The 16,060-nt window shown below is 24.1% G+C and carries 17 protein-coding genes; 2 read left to right on the top strand and 15 right to left on the bottom strand.

Going from position 1 to position 16,060, the window contains the following annotated elements:
* Window positions 1-1,335 carry an O-antigen polymerase gene (locus ACLFO7_RS00785; protein WP_412032450.1) on the bottom strand — a complete coding sequence of 445 codons (1,335 nt, stop codon included), beginning with the start codon at window positions 1,333-1,335 and terminating at the stop codon, window positions 1-3.
* Window positions 1,336-1,435: 100 nt separating this feature from the next.
* On the opposite strand from ACLFO7_RS00785, the gene ACLFO7_RS00780 reads away from it, so the two are divergent.
* On the top strand, window positions 1,436-1,639 hold the full coding sequence (locus tag ACLFO7_RS00780; protein WP_412032449.1) for a hypothetical protein: 204 nt from the start codon (window positions 1,436-1,438) through the stop codon (window positions 1,637-1,639).
* Between the two features lie 19 nt (window positions 1,640-1,658).
* On the opposite strand, the gene deoC is transcribed toward ACLFO7_RS00780, so the two are convergent.
* From deoC to deoD, 13 genes are all read right to left on the bottom strand, one after another.
* Window positions 1,659-2,336, bottom strand: coding sequence for a deoxyribose-phosphate aldolase (gene deoC / locus ACLFO7_RS00775; RefSeq protein WP_412032448.1), 678 nt, complete (start codon window positions 2,334-2,336; stop codon window positions 1,659-1,661).
* A gap of 122 nt (window positions 2,337-2,458) precedes the next feature.
* Window positions 2,459-4,297 (bottom strand): YitT family protein, encoded by a 1,839-nt coding sequence (locus ACLFO7_RS00770; RefSeq protein WP_412032447.1) that lies wholly within the window; start codon window positions 4,295-4,297, stop codon window positions 2,459-2,461.
* A 127-nt stretch (window positions 4,298-4,424) separates the two neighbouring features.
* Window positions 4,425-5,132 carry a ribonuclease III gene (gene rnc / locus ACLFO7_RS00765; RefSeq protein WP_412032446.1) on the bottom strand — a complete coding sequence of 236 codons (708 nt, stop codon included), beginning with the start codon at window positions 5,130-5,132 and terminating at the stop codon, window positions 4,425-4,427.
* A 1-nt stretch (window position 5,133) separates the two neighbouring features.
* Entirely contained in the window at window positions 5,134-6,108 is a 975-nt protein-coding gene (gene plsX, locus ACLFO7_RS00760) for a phosphate acyltransferase PlsX (protein ID WP_412032445.1), read from the bottom strand.
* A gap of 127 nt (window positions 6,109-6,235) precedes the next feature.
* Window positions 6,236-6,568, bottom strand: a complete 333-nt coding sequence (locus ACLFO7_RS00755) for a hypothetical protein (RefSeq protein ID WP_412032444.1) — start codon at window positions 6,566-6,568, stop codon at window positions 6,236-6,238.
* A gap of 239 nt (window positions 6,569-6,807) precedes the next feature.
* Window positions 6,808-7,146, bottom strand: coding sequence for a hypothetical protein (locus ACLFO7_RS00750; protein WP_412032443.1), 339 nt, complete (start codon window positions 7,144-7,146; stop codon window positions 6,808-6,810).
* Window positions 7,147-7,261: 115 nt separating this feature from the next.
* Window positions 7,262-7,612 carry a 50S ribosomal protein L20 gene (gene rplT / locus ACLFO7_RS00745; RefSeq protein WP_412032442.1) on the bottom strand — a complete coding sequence of 117 codons (351 nt, stop codon included), beginning with the start codon at window positions 7,610-7,612 and terminating at the stop codon, window positions 7,262-7,264.
* 17 nt (window positions 7,613-7,629) lie between these two features.
* The gene (rpmI, locus tag ACLFO7_RS00740; RefSeq protein WP_412032441.1) at window positions 7,630-7,821 is read right to left on the bottom strand and encodes a 50S ribosomal protein L35; all 192 of its coding nucleotides are present in this window, start codon (window positions 7,819-7,821) and stop codon (window positions 7,630-7,632) included.
* Window positions 7,822-7,830: 9 nt separating this feature from the next.
* Window positions 7,831-8,349, bottom strand: coding sequence for a translation initiation factor IF-3 (infC, locus tag ACLFO7_RS00735; RefSeq protein ID WP_412032440.1), 519 nt, complete (start codon window positions 8,347-8,349; stop codon window positions 7,831-7,833).
* 218 nt (window positions 8,350-8,567) lie between these two features.
* The gene (locus tag ACLFO7_RS00730) at window positions 8,568-10,196 is read right to left on the bottom strand and encodes a phospho-sugar mutase (RefSeq protein ID WP_412032439.1); all 1,629 of its coding nucleotides are present in this window, start codon (window positions 10,194-10,196) and stop codon (window positions 8,568-8,570) included.
* Between the two features lie 20 nt (window positions 10,197-10,216).
* Window positions 10,217-10,627, bottom strand: coding sequence for a cytidine deaminase (cdd, locus tag ACLFO7_RS00725; protein WP_412032438.1), 411 nt, complete (start codon window positions 10,625-10,627; stop codon window positions 10,217-10,219).
* 2 nt (window positions 10,628-10,629) lie between these two features.
* Window positions 10,630-11,928 carry a thymidine phosphorylase gene (locus ACLFO7_RS00720; RefSeq protein WP_412032437.1) on the bottom strand — a complete coding sequence of 433 codons (1,299 nt, stop codon included), beginning with the start codon at window positions 11,926-11,928 and terminating at the stop codon, window positions 10,630-10,632.
* Window positions 11,929-11,935: 7 nt separating this feature from the next.
* Window positions 11,936-12,658, bottom strand: coding sequence for a purine-nucleoside phosphorylase (gene deoD / locus ACLFO7_RS00715; protein ID WP_412032436.1), 723 nt, complete (start codon window positions 12,656-12,658; stop codon window positions 11,936-11,938).
* 86 nt (window positions 12,659-12,744) lie between these two features.
* Between deoD and ACLFO7_RS00710 the strand changes: the two genes are divergently transcribed.
* Window positions 12,745-13,176 carry a hypothetical protein gene (locus ACLFO7_RS00710; RefSeq protein WP_412032435.1) on the top strand — a complete coding sequence of 144 codons (432 nt, stop codon included), beginning with the start codon at window positions 12,745-12,747 and terminating at the stop codon, window positions 13,174-13,176.
* On the opposite strand, the gene ileS is transcribed toward ACLFO7_RS00710, so the two are convergent.
* Window positions 13,171-15,888, bottom strand: coding sequence for an isoleucine--tRNA ligase (gene ileS / locus ACLFO7_RS00705; RefSeq protein ID WP_412032434.1), 2,718 nt, complete (start codon window positions 15,886-15,888; stop codon window positions 13,171-13,173). The genes ACLFO7_RS00710 and ileS overlap by 6 nt on opposite strands.
* Window positions 15,889-16,060 lie beyond the last annotated feature (172 nt).

Raw genomic sequence — 16,060 nt, 5'->3', positions numbered from 1 at the left:
CTAAATTAAATTAAATACCATAGGCATTACAACAAGAAATATAGAAGTAATGCAATACATACTATATAAAATTTTATTTAAATTATATTTAAAAAATAATTTAGATTTACTTAAAAAATATTTTTTGTCTTCATATAGAACTTGTTTATTATTAAAATCTATTTTTAATGAATTTCTAAATAAAAATAAATAAACTATTAAAAATAAAATTAAAAAGAAAATATAATAATCAATTTCATAAATAGTATTAACATAATACAACAATGAAATAAATAGTGGATTGTAAATTAAAATTACAGACATAGATATCAAATATGCTGGCACATATGATTTAATAATTAATTGAAATTTGAAAATAAAATAAACATAAGAAAAAATAACAAGTATACCATAGAAAACATAATATAAGTAAAGCATCACTTGCTGATAGACAATATTATTAGATGATCTGAAACTAATTTTAAAAATATTAATGTCAAAATAGTATGAGTTTTTAAAAAATAACACTAGTATAGTTGTTAAAATTATTGCAAAAACAAAAATAATAATATATCGAATTTTATTATTCAAAAAATTTTCTATTTTGTAAATATACTCATAATAATTTACATTTTTTCTAAGAATATAATAAATAGATATAAATAAAATAAATACTACAAAAACAATTATTGGAACATATATTGGCTGAGTTAAAATAGATAAAGTAGAGGGTATCAATAGATATATTGTTGCCCTTAATATATTATCTAAACCAAAATTGTTTTTCATTGAATAATTACTCATTATAAACAAAACATGAATTAACAAAAGATATGCAAAATTATTGGAATTAATAATGACCAAATAAAGTGCAAGAATATTATAGATAAAATAATTATTTTTATAATTTATTTCTTTATATTTTGTAACCAAAAAATGAATTGCAAAAAACAATCCTAAAAACAACAATGAATAATTATTATAGTTGTTTGAACTATTGCTAAAAATTATTGTTGATAAAATAGAAGTTAAAAGTAATGTAGAAATAAATCTTTTTATATTAAAAACATAATTATTTTTTGTAAAACTAAAAATTAAGAATGCAAGAATAAAAGCAATAAATATTGGTAATGAATACTTGCTATAGTACATTCTTTCAACATGATAAAAATCAAATAAATTATCAATAAAAAAATTAAATAATGAACTATTTTTTACTATTTTGTCATTTTTAGAAACAAAACTATCAACAATGTTGGAATGGAAAAAAAATAAAGTAAAAATAATAGCTATGATTAAAAAAATGCTTAATAAAGTAATAATCTTTACTTTTTCAACAAAAAAACCAATTAGCATTATTTTGTAATTAAAAAAATATAAAATTGTCAAAAAAATTTGTATGGATAAAATAAAATATAAATAATAAGGTCTAATATTAGTAACATAATAAAAAGGTATGGATAAAAAACCAATTATAGATACAAGAGAAAATCATCCTGCTACAATAGAATATGATGTTGATAAAGTTTTATATCAATTGGAATATATTTTCCCAATACAATATGAATTTATAAAAAATAGTATTGGCAATATAATCAATCATAAAATTTGCATATTTTTCCTTAATTTAGACACAAAAATAAGATTCTATAAATACTAGAATCTTATTTTAAATTAGTTTAATATTTATTTTCATTACCTATAAAACTATTTGTTACTAATGATACACCTCTTGATGTACCAATTCTATCAGCACCAGCCTCAATAAACTTTTCAAGATCTTGGCTAGTAGAAATTCCACCTGCTGCTTTAATCAATTTTTTATTTCCTATAATTTTTTTAAACAATTGAATGTCTTCAATTGTTGCCCCTGTTTTTGCAAAACCTGTAGATGTTTTAATAAAATCAGCATCACTTTTTAATATCAATTCACAAGCAAAAACTTTTTCCTCTTCAGATAATAAACATGTTTCCACAATAACTTTTAATGGTTTATTATCACATGAACTTTTTACTTGATTAATTTCCAATAAACAATAATCAAAATATTTTCCTTTTAATTTTGGAACATTAATAACCATATCAATTTCATCAGCACCAAGTCTTATAGCTTCAGTAGTTTCAAAAATTTTAGTTGAAGTTGTGTTTTGCCCTAAAGGAAACCCAACAACAGCACAAACTTTTACTTCAGAACCTTCTAAACATTTCTTTGCCAAACTAATGTTACATGGGTTAACACAAACAGAATAAAATTTATATTTTTTTGCTTGGTCACATAAAGTAATTATTTGTTCACTAGTAGCATCTTGTCCTAAATATGTATGATCAATATATTTAGCATATTTTAAATAATCCATAAGAAATTTCCTTTAAATTTTCATTTATCATTTATATAATTCTAATATTTTTTATTCAATATTTTTATTAATTTTTAATTTATAAAAAAATATGAGAAACATTTTTTATTTCTCATATTATATTAATTAATTGAACTTGCAATTGTAAGTTTACCATCAATACCTTTTATACGTGTAATTGTAATTAAACCACTTGCATCACAAGATTTAATTTCTTGAAGAATTTTTGGCACTTCAATAAACATACAAATTATTTCAATATTTTTTTGCTCAGTTAAACTATATCCACCTGTTGTGTTATTGATTGTTAATGAGTGATTAAAATTTTTTGAATATAAATGATTTCTAATTTTATAAACTTTTGAACTATAAATAGTAATTTTAACAACTTTATCTTTAGGAAATAAATTCCCAATCATTGTAGATAAAGTTATTGCATAAATAATTCCTGTAAATAAATTCTGTGAAAAGAAATATTCATATCCTGAATATGCTTGTGGATTAACTACAACAGCTGAGATATAAGATCCTAACATTGTTGTTATAAATACTGAAGCAACATTAAATGCTAATAATACAGGACCTAGTGATTTGTTCTTTTTATATGCAAAATAAAAAGATATAAAATCTAAACCTCCTGTGCTTCCTCCTACAGCTATAATCATTGAAAAAGCAAATCCATTTATAAGTCCAGCTCCAAGAGTGTATAAAACCATTGGTATAAATTTTGGAGCATCTGTAACAAGTGTTGAATTAGTTTCTTTAAAAATAAATGTTAATATACTAACACCATTATTATATAATTCTGTATGTTTTTCAACCAATATTGGTACTCCATTTTGAACTTGTTGAATAATTGATAATTCAGTTGGTCTAGTATCTCCAAATATAAACAATTCATTTACATTAGGAATCAAATTTATCAATAAAGGGATAACATTGGATATAACAACAGGAATTGTTGAAATTATTGTAAAATTTTTACCTATTTTTTTATATGAAAAAATAATTAAAGGAATATTTACTAATAAATACATTCCATAAAACATTAAGTTATAAATCATGTTTATGGTTGAATGATTAATACTATCACCTATACCATTTTTAATTAATAACACTCTTGAAATTCTAGCAATTCCCTGAAAAATACCTGACATACCAGTTATTACAACACCTGTATTTTGAACAAATATAACTGATACTAAACTCATAATTAAACCGACAATACAAGCTATACCAATTCTTCATGGCATATCATTTCTACTATAAAAAATTGAGAACAAACCAATTGTAGATTTAAAACTTGTTAAAACATATTTTACTTCTTTTTTAGATTTACTTAATTTTATAGCCTTTTTTTCAATTAATTCTTTTTCTAACTGCTTTTGCTTTTTAGATTTAAATAAATTTTTGAATCTTTCTCTATAAGATAAATCGGATTTTAACTCTGATTTAATTTGAGCAATTTTTCTTTTTAATTCAACATCAGTAGAACTAATTGCTTGTAAAGTAATTTCTCCATCCTCAACTGATGTATTTTCTTTAGTTTCCACAGATGATTTTGATGCTTCTTGCTTGTCTTCTTGTTTTTCAAGTGTTGATAAATCAATTTCTTTTAATTTTGCTTTTAATTCATCAATTTCTTGTTTTTCTTTTTCAGTTAATTCTTCATTAGTGTTTTTAGTTTCAACTTTTTTTTCTTCTACAATTTGTTCTTCTTTTATATCTTTAGTTTCATCTAATGATAAGGTTTTTACTTCATCATCAGAATCACTTATATCTTCTTTTGATAAATTAATGTTTATTTTTAATTTGTCATCTTGCAAATCATTAGCATTTTTTAAATCATCTTTTTTATTTAATGATTGTTCATTATTTACATCATCTACTTTATTATCATCCAATGACGCTTTTTTTATTTCATCTTTATCTTTTGCTTTTTTTTCTGCTTTTTTTGACATAATAACTTACCAAAATGAATTTTATAACTAATAAATTCTATCACACTTAACATTTATATAAACAATCATTCAAAAATAAATGTAGTTTATTAATAACAATAAATATTTATTTAAATTTAAACATAAATTATTCATTGATATTTGGTTTAACGAATTTTTCATATGCAATCCTAGCTGCTTCATTTTCGGCTTTTTTTCTTGTTGAACCAAAACCTGTTCCATATTTTATATCACCAAAATATAAGGTTGATTTAAAATTGCCATTACCATCATCTTCTTTAGTGTAATGTATTTTGCCTTTTGATTTTGTACTAGACATATTTTTTTGTAATAATTCTTGAATTTTTGTTTTGTAATCAAAAGTATCCTGTAAATCATTGTTGTTGTAATACTTAATAATAGTATTCTTTAAAATTTCATAAACTTTTGATTCACCTTGGTCCAAATATATTGCACCCATTAGTGATTCAAATAAATCTTCTCTAATTTTATTTGTTTCAGTTAAAGCATTAACACCTCTGCCTAAAAAAGCATGATCAATTAAACTTAATTCATCACTTGCTCTTTTTAGTGTTATTCCATTTACAATTGCTTTTCTTATTTCTGTCATACTTTTTTCATCAAATTTTAAATAAAATAAATAACAAGATACTATTTTAGAAATAATAACATCTCCAAGAAATTCAAGTCTTTGATAAGTAAAGCCCAATTTATGTTCATTATTATATGAATTATGTGTCATTGCTTCTACATATAAACTTTTATTATTAGCATTTATATTTAATTTTTTTAGTAAAGTAAGAATTTTTTGTCATTGATAATTTCCTAAATTCATACTAGTTAAATTTCTCCTTGAAATCATTTATTATGTTTGATTTAACAGTGTCTCTTAACATTCTTAAAGAACTATAAAATTGTTTATAATCAGCACTACCATGTGTTTTTAATGCAATCTTTTGTAAACCTACAACAAATGCTCCTGCATTATTTTTATAATCAAATTTCTTTTTCAAAGATAATAAAGCACACATAGATAAAACAAAACCTAAAAAATTTCATGGTTTTTTAAACTCATCTTTTAATGCATTACTAATTGATTTTGCTGTACCTTCTAAAGTTTTTAAAGTTATATTTCCTGTAAATCCATCTGCAATTGCAACATCTACAATTTCTTCTAATAAATATCTTGGTTCAATAAAACCAACATAATTTATTTCCTTAGTATTCTTTAAAATTTTATTTGCTTCAATTAAATAATCTAATCCTTTTTGATCTTCTGTTCCTAAATTTATTAAACCTATTTTTGGATTTTTAATCTTTCTAACTTTTTTATTATACAAGTCAGCCATAATAGCAAAATCTACAAGATCATTTTGATTAACAATTTTATTTGCACCACAATCAAGCATATTGAATCCCTTTTTATAACGAGTAGGAATTCAAGGCATAAAAGCAACTTTTGAAATTTTATTAAATCTTTTTAGTAACATATAAGTAATAGCAACATAACATGAAGTATTGCCTGCAGATAAAACACCATCAGCTTTGTCATTAGCAACCAATTCAACTGCTTTATACATTGATGATTCTTTTTTATTTCTTATAAATAAAGGATTATCATCCATTTTAATTTCATCTTTTGCATCAAGAATCTCAAATTCATCATTTTTTTTTAAATGCTTTATTATCGATTCTTTTTTTCCAACCAAAATTATAGTTACATCTTTATTTTTTCTAACAAAGTCTCTGCATGCTTTTATTGCTTCATCAATTGGATTTTCAAAACCCATTACATCAACTGCTAAAACCATAAAACCTCTATTTTAATTAAAATTTCAAAAATAATTTTTATGCCTATTAATTTTACTACACATATGTAGTATATACAAAAGTAAATAAAAAAGTAGCATAGTTATTATGCTACTTTATTGTATGTTGCTAAGCCAACATTAATTTAAAAGCCATTAAAGCTTGTTGGTTAGCATTCCCTTGATCTCCTTGAGATGATGAAGATCATCCTCCTGGAAGTCAATTAAGATCACCAAATAATAACACTGCACCAATAATTAAAGCAAGTGCTGAAATTGTTGGAATAATACAAGTTAAAAATTTGATTAATTGTCCAAAAAATGGAATTTTCTTAAGTGGGAAATATAATGCAGTATATGCCAATAAAATAGCACCACCTGCTAAAAACAGTTGTAAACCGATTACTCTAACTTTTTCATCGGTTGGAACACTATTAATTCATTTTTCAATTTGATTGTTCAATCATGACACTCCAGGAATTCTTTGTACTCATTCCCATCCTCCATGATATATACCAAAGAAACTGATAGTATATAGAATCCATAAGATTGCTAATGCTAAGAAGAATAGTGTGAAAATTAATTTAAATATAAATTTCATTATTATCCTCAGTTCAATTTTTAAAGTACTTTTATTATATTATTTGTATAAAATACTACTAAATGAAAAATCATTTAGTAGTATAATGCTAAACCAAAAAATTAAAAATTCAAGAAAATTAATAATAGTCCAACCACAACACCTGAAAATGACAAAGAGTAAAAGGCTATATTTAATGTGTACATTAATTTTCTTGGAGTTCTTATAAAGTAAAGAAAGACCATAAGCATTGAATAAAATATTGCTAATCCCACACCGCCAAACAATGCCACTGCTCCATATTGTTTAGTATTATCAGGAGTATTTACAAATAAATTTTGAATTGTTTCAAATCCTGATACAGGAATCTTATTTAAACTAATTAAAAGAATTATTAATCAAGCAATTAACAAAACTGATAAACAGCATTCAATTAATATTGTTTTTACCAAAGATTTCATTTTTTATCCTTATTTATTAATAGACATAGACTATATTAATGATATTTTAAATCAGAGAATAAGTCAATTTTTAGTACAAAAAAATAAATTAGTAATTAATACTAATTTATTTCTCCTATTTATTTAACATTACAGAATGAACAAGTTTTTTAAATTCTTCTGGATGATGAATTGCTAATTCAGAAAGCATTTTTCTATTAATTTCAATTTTTTTAGATTTTAGTTGAGCCATAAAACTTGAATATGTATATCCTAATGCTCTTACTGAAACATTAATTCTATTAATTCATAATTTTCTAAAATCTCTTTTTTTGTTTTTTCTATCTCTATAAGCATATTGACTAGCTTTTATTACAGTTTGCTTTGCATTTCTATAAGAGCTATGATTAACACCTCAAGTTCCTTCAGCTTTTTTTAATCATCTCTTTCTACGTTGTCTTGTAGTTGATCCTGATGTAGTTCTCATTGTTAACTCCTAATATATTAAAGTAATTGATCATATCTTTTTTTATCTGCACTACTCACTAAAGTGTCTTTTCTTGAATGACGTTTTTGTTTAGTAGTTTTATTATGTGCTAAATGAGATCTGTATGCATGTTTTCTTTTTATCTCACCACTGTTTGTTCTACTCATTCTTTTAGAAACAGATTTTTTTGTTTTTTGTTTAACCTTCATAAAACGCTCCTATTTTTTACCTTTATTGGCAATTAAAAAAGATTCATATTGAACATTGCTAACTTTTTTCAATGGAGATTGAACAACTGCTTTATCTTCTAGTAAAGAAATAAACTTATTGTAAACTTCTTCTATTTGATCAATCTTTGTTCCAATTCTTCCATATGCTAAAACAACAAATCTAATTCTATAACCACTCTCAAGTCACTTTTTTGCATTATCAACTCTAACCATTAAATCATGCAATCCTATTTGAGGTTTAACTTTAATTTCTTTATTTTTTGTTTGCACTTGAGTCTTTTTGTTTTCCTTAGATTTTTTCTTTTGGTCATATACAAATTTACCAAAATCAATTATTTTAGCTGTTGGTTTATCACCAGATGAAAACAATACAAGATCTTTTGAATGTTGTCTTGCTAATTCTAGAGCCTCTTGTTTAGACATTTCACCAAGTTTATTTCCGTTTTCATCAATAACTAACAATGTTTTTTCTCTAATGTCTTCATTTAATACAAATTTATTTTTCATAAACTTCCTTAAAATATTTTGTACAAAGAAAATATGCTTCTTTATGTGCTGCATAAAAAAGCATATCAATAGATAATAAACAACTTAAATTTGTTTGATTATTAAGCATTAACCTATCTCAAATAATTATTTATTGAAATCAGGTGAGTTACTATTAACTACTTTCTTTATACAAGGTTAATTATAACAAAAATTTAATAGATAAATAATTTTATTAACTACATTCTCATTAAATTACTTATTTCTTTTTTAAAAATTTCATATGTAGATTGTGCTTCTTCTAAATCATTGCCATAAACATTATAATAAATTTTAAATTTAGGCTCAGTTCCTGATTTTCTAAATTTAATTCACATTCCGCTTTCCATATTTCATTCCAAAGCCTCTGCTTCAGAATTTCATCTATTACTTAAAACCTTTATTCCACCTACTTCAGGATTTTTAATACTTGCTAATTGGCTTAATTTTTCATCCATGTCATTTTGTCAATTCATTGATTGAAATGTATAAGAAATTGTTCCACCAGCTCAATATCCATATTTTGGATATATTTCTTTTTCTAATAAATCAACTAATGTCATTGATTTTTCTTTATATAAATCATATATTTCTAAAGCAAGTGCTGCTGCTTGAAAACTATCTTTATCTCTATTTATTGTTGAATTTAAAGAACCAATAGCTTCTTCAAAAGCAACTACTAACTCACCAGTATTAATTTTTTCATTAATTAAATTTCCATGTCATTTAAATCCTGTCCCCACTCTATTTATTAATGCATTATGAGTTCTAGCAATTGAATCAATTAAATAAGTTGAGACATATGTTGATACTATATATGGTTTCTTTTGAAAATCTTTATTTGTTAATACATAATGTGCAAATATTATTCCCATTTCATTACCAGTTAAGTATCTTCATGCTCCATTATGTTTTATAGCAACAGCTAATCTATCAGCATCAGGATCAACTCCTAACATAATATCTGCTCCAACTCTAAACGCATATTTTTCAGATAATTCAAAAGAACTTGGGTCTTCTGGATTAGAACATTTTGAAAAAGTAAAATTTGCATCAGGTACACATTGTTGTTTAACACTCACAACATTTAAATATCCTAATGAACTTAAAAATTGTGGCATTAATTGTGATGCTGTACCATGATGAGCTGTAAACACAATAGGGTATTCTTTTCTTTTTGAAATGTCTGTGTGAATTAGACAACTACGTGCATCTATAAAATAATCTTTTATTACAGAATCTGAAAGATATTGAATTAAATCTTGATTATATTTGTATTCATTATTTAAAATAGTCTCAGATTGAGGCATATTTTGTTCAATAATTTTTGCCTCATCAGGAAGAATTTGGGCACCAGTTTCATTATATGCTTTAAAACCCAAATAATTTTTTGGATTATGGCTGGCTGTAACAACAATTCCACCATCAAAACCATAATGATTAATAGCATAAGAAACAATTGGCGTTGGAATTAATTTATTATTGTTAAATAAATAAACTTCAATACCAAAACTTGTCAAAACTCTTGCACAAATAATGGAAAACATATCAGCATTTGTTCTATTATCATGTCCAATAACAACTTTTGGATTTTCACTATTTTTAGACAAAATGTATTGAGCATATCCATGACTTATTTGTTGATAAGTAAAAGCGTTCATTCTATTTGTACCTGGACCCATTATTTGTCTTATGCCTGCTGTACCAAATTTCATTTTATTTGGATTAAAGGCATCTTCAATTTCTTTTTTATTCATCTTTATAATATATTCTTTAGATAAAGTTGAAATTTTACTTGATTTAATTCATAAATTAGAAATTGCATTCATAAAAAATACCTCTCATTAACTTAAATAACTTCTTTTTTTGTAAAACGATTTAATAAAATTTGTGCAATCGTGAATTCTCTATAATCTCCATCTGGATTGAAAACATATATTTTTGTATTATCATTTTGCATAAATTCACTCATAAATTGTCTACAATTACCACATGGCATTCCAAAATTATAAGATTTTGTTAAAACATATAATGTATCAATTTCTTTTTCTCCATAACTTATTGCTGTTGCAATCGCACTTCTTTCAGCACAATTACCTGATGGAAAAGCTGCATTTTCAATATTAACACCATAATAATATTTATTATTTGCTTTAGCTATTGCACTCACATAAAAATTTGAATATGGACAATATGAATTATTTTTTAGTTCCAATAATTTTTTAAAAATAGCTTTCATATTCATATTATTTTCTTTCATAATTATTCAATTACCCCTATAATATTTTTTTCTTCTTTTAACTTCTTTTTATTATAAATTATATTATTGTTTAAACGTGAGATAATATCACTTGTGATTGGTAAAGAACTATAAATAGTTATAATCGGTTTACCTTTTTCAACATATTCATTAAAAGTTTTATTTAAATAAATGCCAGACAAAAAATCTAATTTTTCTTCTTTATTTTTTCTTCCAGCTTTCAAATCAATTAGAACTAATCCAAATTCCTTATTTGATTTAAAATCAATATATCCATCTTCTTTTGCAACAATCACATCGGTATATTTTGTCTTATATAAGTCATTGATATTGTCAAAATCATATGTACTTTTTTGAGATTTTGCTCATTCTTTAAATTTTTTATATGCATCTTTTGAAGATATTTTTTCATCTATCATTTTATATGCTTGATCTTTACTATTAGCAATTTTATTATCAATTAATATATCTGATGCAAATTCATAAATAATTTCTTTTAAATGAGTGCTTTCAAAATTTCCTAATAAAAAATTAATTGTCTCTTTAACTTCAATTAAGTTTCCCAAGCACCTTCCCAGTGGTTTATTCATGTTTGTTAAGTGAACAATCACTTTTTTGTTAAATCTTTTTCCTATATTTATACACATTTTACTAAATTTTTTAGCATCAACTAAACTATTGAAAAAAGATCCATCACCCACTTTAACATCTAAATAAATTCTTTCTGCATTAGTTGCGAGTTTTTTTGACATTATTGATGATGCCATTAATGAAAGATTATTTACCGTTCCTGACGTATCTCTAATTGCATAAATAATTTTGTCACTTGGAGCTATTTTATCACTTTGTGCAATAATAAAAATATTATTTTTCTTTAATATTTCTAAATATTCTTTGATAGGAAAAACTGTTTTTGCACCAAAGGACTCGATTTTATCAACTGTACCTCCAGTATATCCAAGACCTCTTCCTGACATTTTTGCAACTTTTAAATTAAAAGAAGCAAGCAACGGTGCTAATATTAATGTTACTTTATCACCAATTCCCCCTGTTGAATGTTTATCAATAATTGGACCATCTATATCTTTATAATTTAGTACTTCACCATTAAAAGTCATTGCTTTTGTTAAATAATAAGTTTCATCATCATTTAATCCATTTAGATAAATAGCCATTAAAAATGCTGATATTTGATAATCTTTAATTGATTTATCTAAAATTCCTTTGATAAACAAATCAAATTCCTTTTCACTTATAATTTGTTTATCTCTTTTTTTTATTATTAAGTCTACTACTGTCATATAAAACCTATTTATATTTTTTTGATAATTCTCATGCAGATTCAAGTGCTAATTTTACCATGTTAACAAATTTTGTTTGTCTATCTTCAGCACTCATTGATTCATGAGTAACTAATGAATCACTACATGTTAGTATAGTTGCAGCTTTTTTATTAAGTTTAATTGCATTAGCAAATAAAGCAAAAGACTCCATTTCTACAACATCAGCATTTGTCTTCTTAACTAATTCTTCAACAGTACGAACGCCATAAAAAACATCACTACTATGAACAACTGATTCCTTTATTGATATATTATTGTTTCTAGCAACATCAACAATTGCTGTATTAATTTCTAATGATGGTAATAAAGTACTATTATTTGTTGGAACATTAATTAATTCTGCATAAGTTGATTCACTGTATGCAGATTTTGTTAAAATTAAATCTCCAACTTTTACATCTCTTGTATAAGAACCAGCACTACCTATTCTTATAATCACTTCAACATCAAAAAAATTAAATAATTCATATGAATAAATTCCAATTGATGGAATTCCCATACCATGCCCCATAACACTTATTTTTATTCCTTTGTAATTTCCTGTAAATGCATACATTCCTCTAACATCATTTACTAATTGATATGATTCTAAAAAATTCTCTGCAATCCATTTAGCTCTTAATGGATCTCCTGGCATTAATACAATTTTTGCAAAATCACCTTTTTTTGCTTTTATATGTGGAGTCATAAAATACCTCTATAATTTTTATATAGTATTATTTTAAAGGGTTTAATTAATAATTATTAATTTATTATTTTAGAAATGGAATAAAAATGTTTAGAACAAAAAAAAGAGCAAAAGAAATTGAACATATTTGTAAATTATCTTTAATTAGGAAATCTACAAAAATTTATAAAAATAAACTTTATATTGATAATGAAATTGTTTATGTAGAAACAATTAAAATAAAAAATAAATTACAAATCATAAATGAATTAGCGCCGATTCATAATTGAATAAATAATAGAGTTTATTTATTGGAAAGAACAAACAATATTTCAACACATATGTTTAAAAGTGCAGTTGACATAATTGTATGTGATATTAGATTTAATGTTCTTGAAACTCATAGAAATGTATTAAAAAATTCAAATATTAAATGCCATGAAAAAGCATTCAATATTTGAATTGCAAAAGTAGGATTTATAGATTTTTATAATATAAAAGAAAATGGATATATTGCACTAAAAGCATATTCTTTATAAAATTACTTTTTCACATCTTATACAAATTTCTTTTTCTTGTTTTGACATTTTATCTTTATGATAATAATTTCAACATCTATCACATTTAATAAATTTAGAGTTTTTGATTTTAATATTTGATTCACCTTTTGATTTTAATGATGAAGTAAATTCAGCTACATTTAAATATCTTGCCATTGTTACATCATCAAATGGCATTTTATCAGTAGATGTTATATTTACAATTGCTTCACCATTGTGTGAAATAATTTTTTCTGTTCTAGCAAATTCAAGTTTTGAAAATACTTCATTTTTTATTTTAAAAAATTGATTCCATAATTCCATATTGACTCTATTTTTAACATCAATTTTAAAATTTGGAAAGTCTTCTAAATGAACAGATTTTTCTTTATTTTTCTTTTCGAAATAAGTATAAACTTCTTCACAAGTATGGGGGATAATAGGAGCAAGCATTCTTAAATAATTATCTAACAAAATATGCATTGTACCTTGAATTGCAATTCTTTCAGAATTGTCTTTTTTTTCACAATACAAAATGTCTTTTATATAATCAAAATATCAACTTGATAAATCAGAAATATTTTTATTTATAAGTTTTATTACTGCTTTATAATTAAATTTTTCATAATAAGATTGTACTTCTTTTACAGTTTCCATTAAAAGCGTTTGCACATAATAATCTGCTTGACTATACTTAATTCCTTTAAATTTTTTTAAGTCAAAATCGCTTAAATTTCCTAATATAAATTTAAATAATGTATTTCTTATTCTTCTATAAACTTCAGCTGATTGGTTCAATATTTCTTTTGAAATTCTAACATCTTCTAAAAAATCAGATGAAGCAACTCAAATTCTTAAAACATCTGCTCCAAGTTCTTTACAAATTGTCATTGGATCAATTCCATTACCAGCTGATTTTGACATTTTATTACCATTTTCATCAAGCACAAATCCATGTGTCAAAAGTGTTTTATATGGCGCTTCATTATTTACAGCAACACTTGTAATTACTGATGAATTAAATCAACCTCTAAATTGATCTTTTCCTTCAAAATACAAATCTGCTGGAAAAGGTAATTTATTTTCTTTAAGAACACTATAACTTGTACCAGAATCAAATCAAACATCCATTATATCTGTTTCTTTAATGTATTTTTTAGAGGAACTATAGTCTTTGTATCCACTATTTTGCAAAAAATATTTTGCATCCTCTGTATATCAAACATTAAGTCCTTCTTCATCAATAACATCTATTATGTGATTAACAACTTTTGAGTCTAAAATGGGTTTATTGTCCTTATCATAAATTATTGGTATTGGAACCCCTCAAATACGCTGACGACTAATACATCATTCTTGTCTATTATTAATCATTTCTTTCATTTTTGTAACAATTGTTGAATCAATTGATTTAACTTTAGTTAAAGATTTCATAATATTTGCATTTATTTTAGAAATATTTACAAATCATTGTCTTGTTGCACGATAAATAATAGGTTTTTTTGTTCTTCAATCATGAGCAGCTTGATGTTTTATAGTCTCAAACAATAATAAAGAATTATCTTTTTTTAGTCTTTCAATAATAATTTGATTAGCATCATTATAGAATAAACCTACCAATTCTTTATCTTTAACTTCATCAGTAAATTTTCCATATTTATCAATTGGACAAAAAACTTTTATTCCATATTTTTTACAAGCCAAATAGTCATCATGCCCAAATCCTGGTGCATTATGTACTAAACCTGTTCCATCTTTATCACTTACATATCCAGCTAAAATAACTTCACATTTTTTGCTATAAAGGGGGTGTTTATAAGTTAATTTATCCAAAGATTTTCCTAGAAATTCTTCTACAACACTATAATTTTTTCATCCTAATTTTTCAGCTACTTTTTCTAGTAAAGAACTTGCTATAATGAAATATGAAGAATCAACTTTAACTCTTGAATAACTTATTTTTGGATTAACTGCAACAGCTAAATTTGAAGGTAAAGTTCAAGGTGTAGTTGTTCAAATAACTAATTTATCATTTTTGTGAACAACATCATTATTTTCTGTTATAACAAATGAAACATATATACTATTTGATTCAACTTCTTTATAATCAATTTCAGCATCAGCTAATGCTGTTTGACTTGATCAACTTCAATAAACAGGTTTTAAATCTTGATATATTAGACCTTTTGATAACATTTTTGCAAATATTTTAAGTTGTCTAACTTCATAATCTGGGTCACATGTTAAGTATATTTCATCCATTTCAGACAATATTCCAAGTCTTCTAAATTGATCTTTTTGGTTATAAACGTTTTGCACAGCAAATTCTTTACAATTTTTTCTTTTTTGAGTAATTGTAAGATTTGGATCTTTATTTAAACCTTTTTTTATCAATTCTTGTTCAATAGGTAAACCATGTGTATCTCATCCTGGAATGTATCTACAGTAATATCCATTCATAGATTTATATCTAATAATAAAATCCTTGATTATTTTATTTAATGAATGTCCTAAATGTAAGTCTCCATTGGCATATGGTGGCCCATCATGCAAAATATAATTTTTCTTAGTAGTCTTATTTTTTGCCAAAATTTTCTTTTCAATCTTATCTAATATCCATTTTGATTGGATTTTTGGCTCTTTAACATTTAAATTGGCTTTCATTTCAAATTCAGTTGTAGGCATATTTAATGTTCTTTTATAGTCTCTCATAAGCACTCCTTTAAAAATCTATTTTATGCACCAAATAAATAAAATACTAACTATTAATTAAATCACATATATATTTAAAAAATATTATAAAATGCTATATAAGTTGCATTTTTATATAAAAAATGTAATAAATCTATTGTTTTAATAAAAAATTACTAAATAAATTTTAATA

It is taken from the genome of Malacoplasma muris (genome assembly GCF_046774425.1).
Lineage (GTDB): Bacteria > Bacillota_I > Bacilli_A > Mycoplasmatales > Mycoplasmoidaceae > Malacoplasma > Malacoplasma muris.
This window is presented reverse-complemented; position numbering and strand designations above follow the sequence as displayed.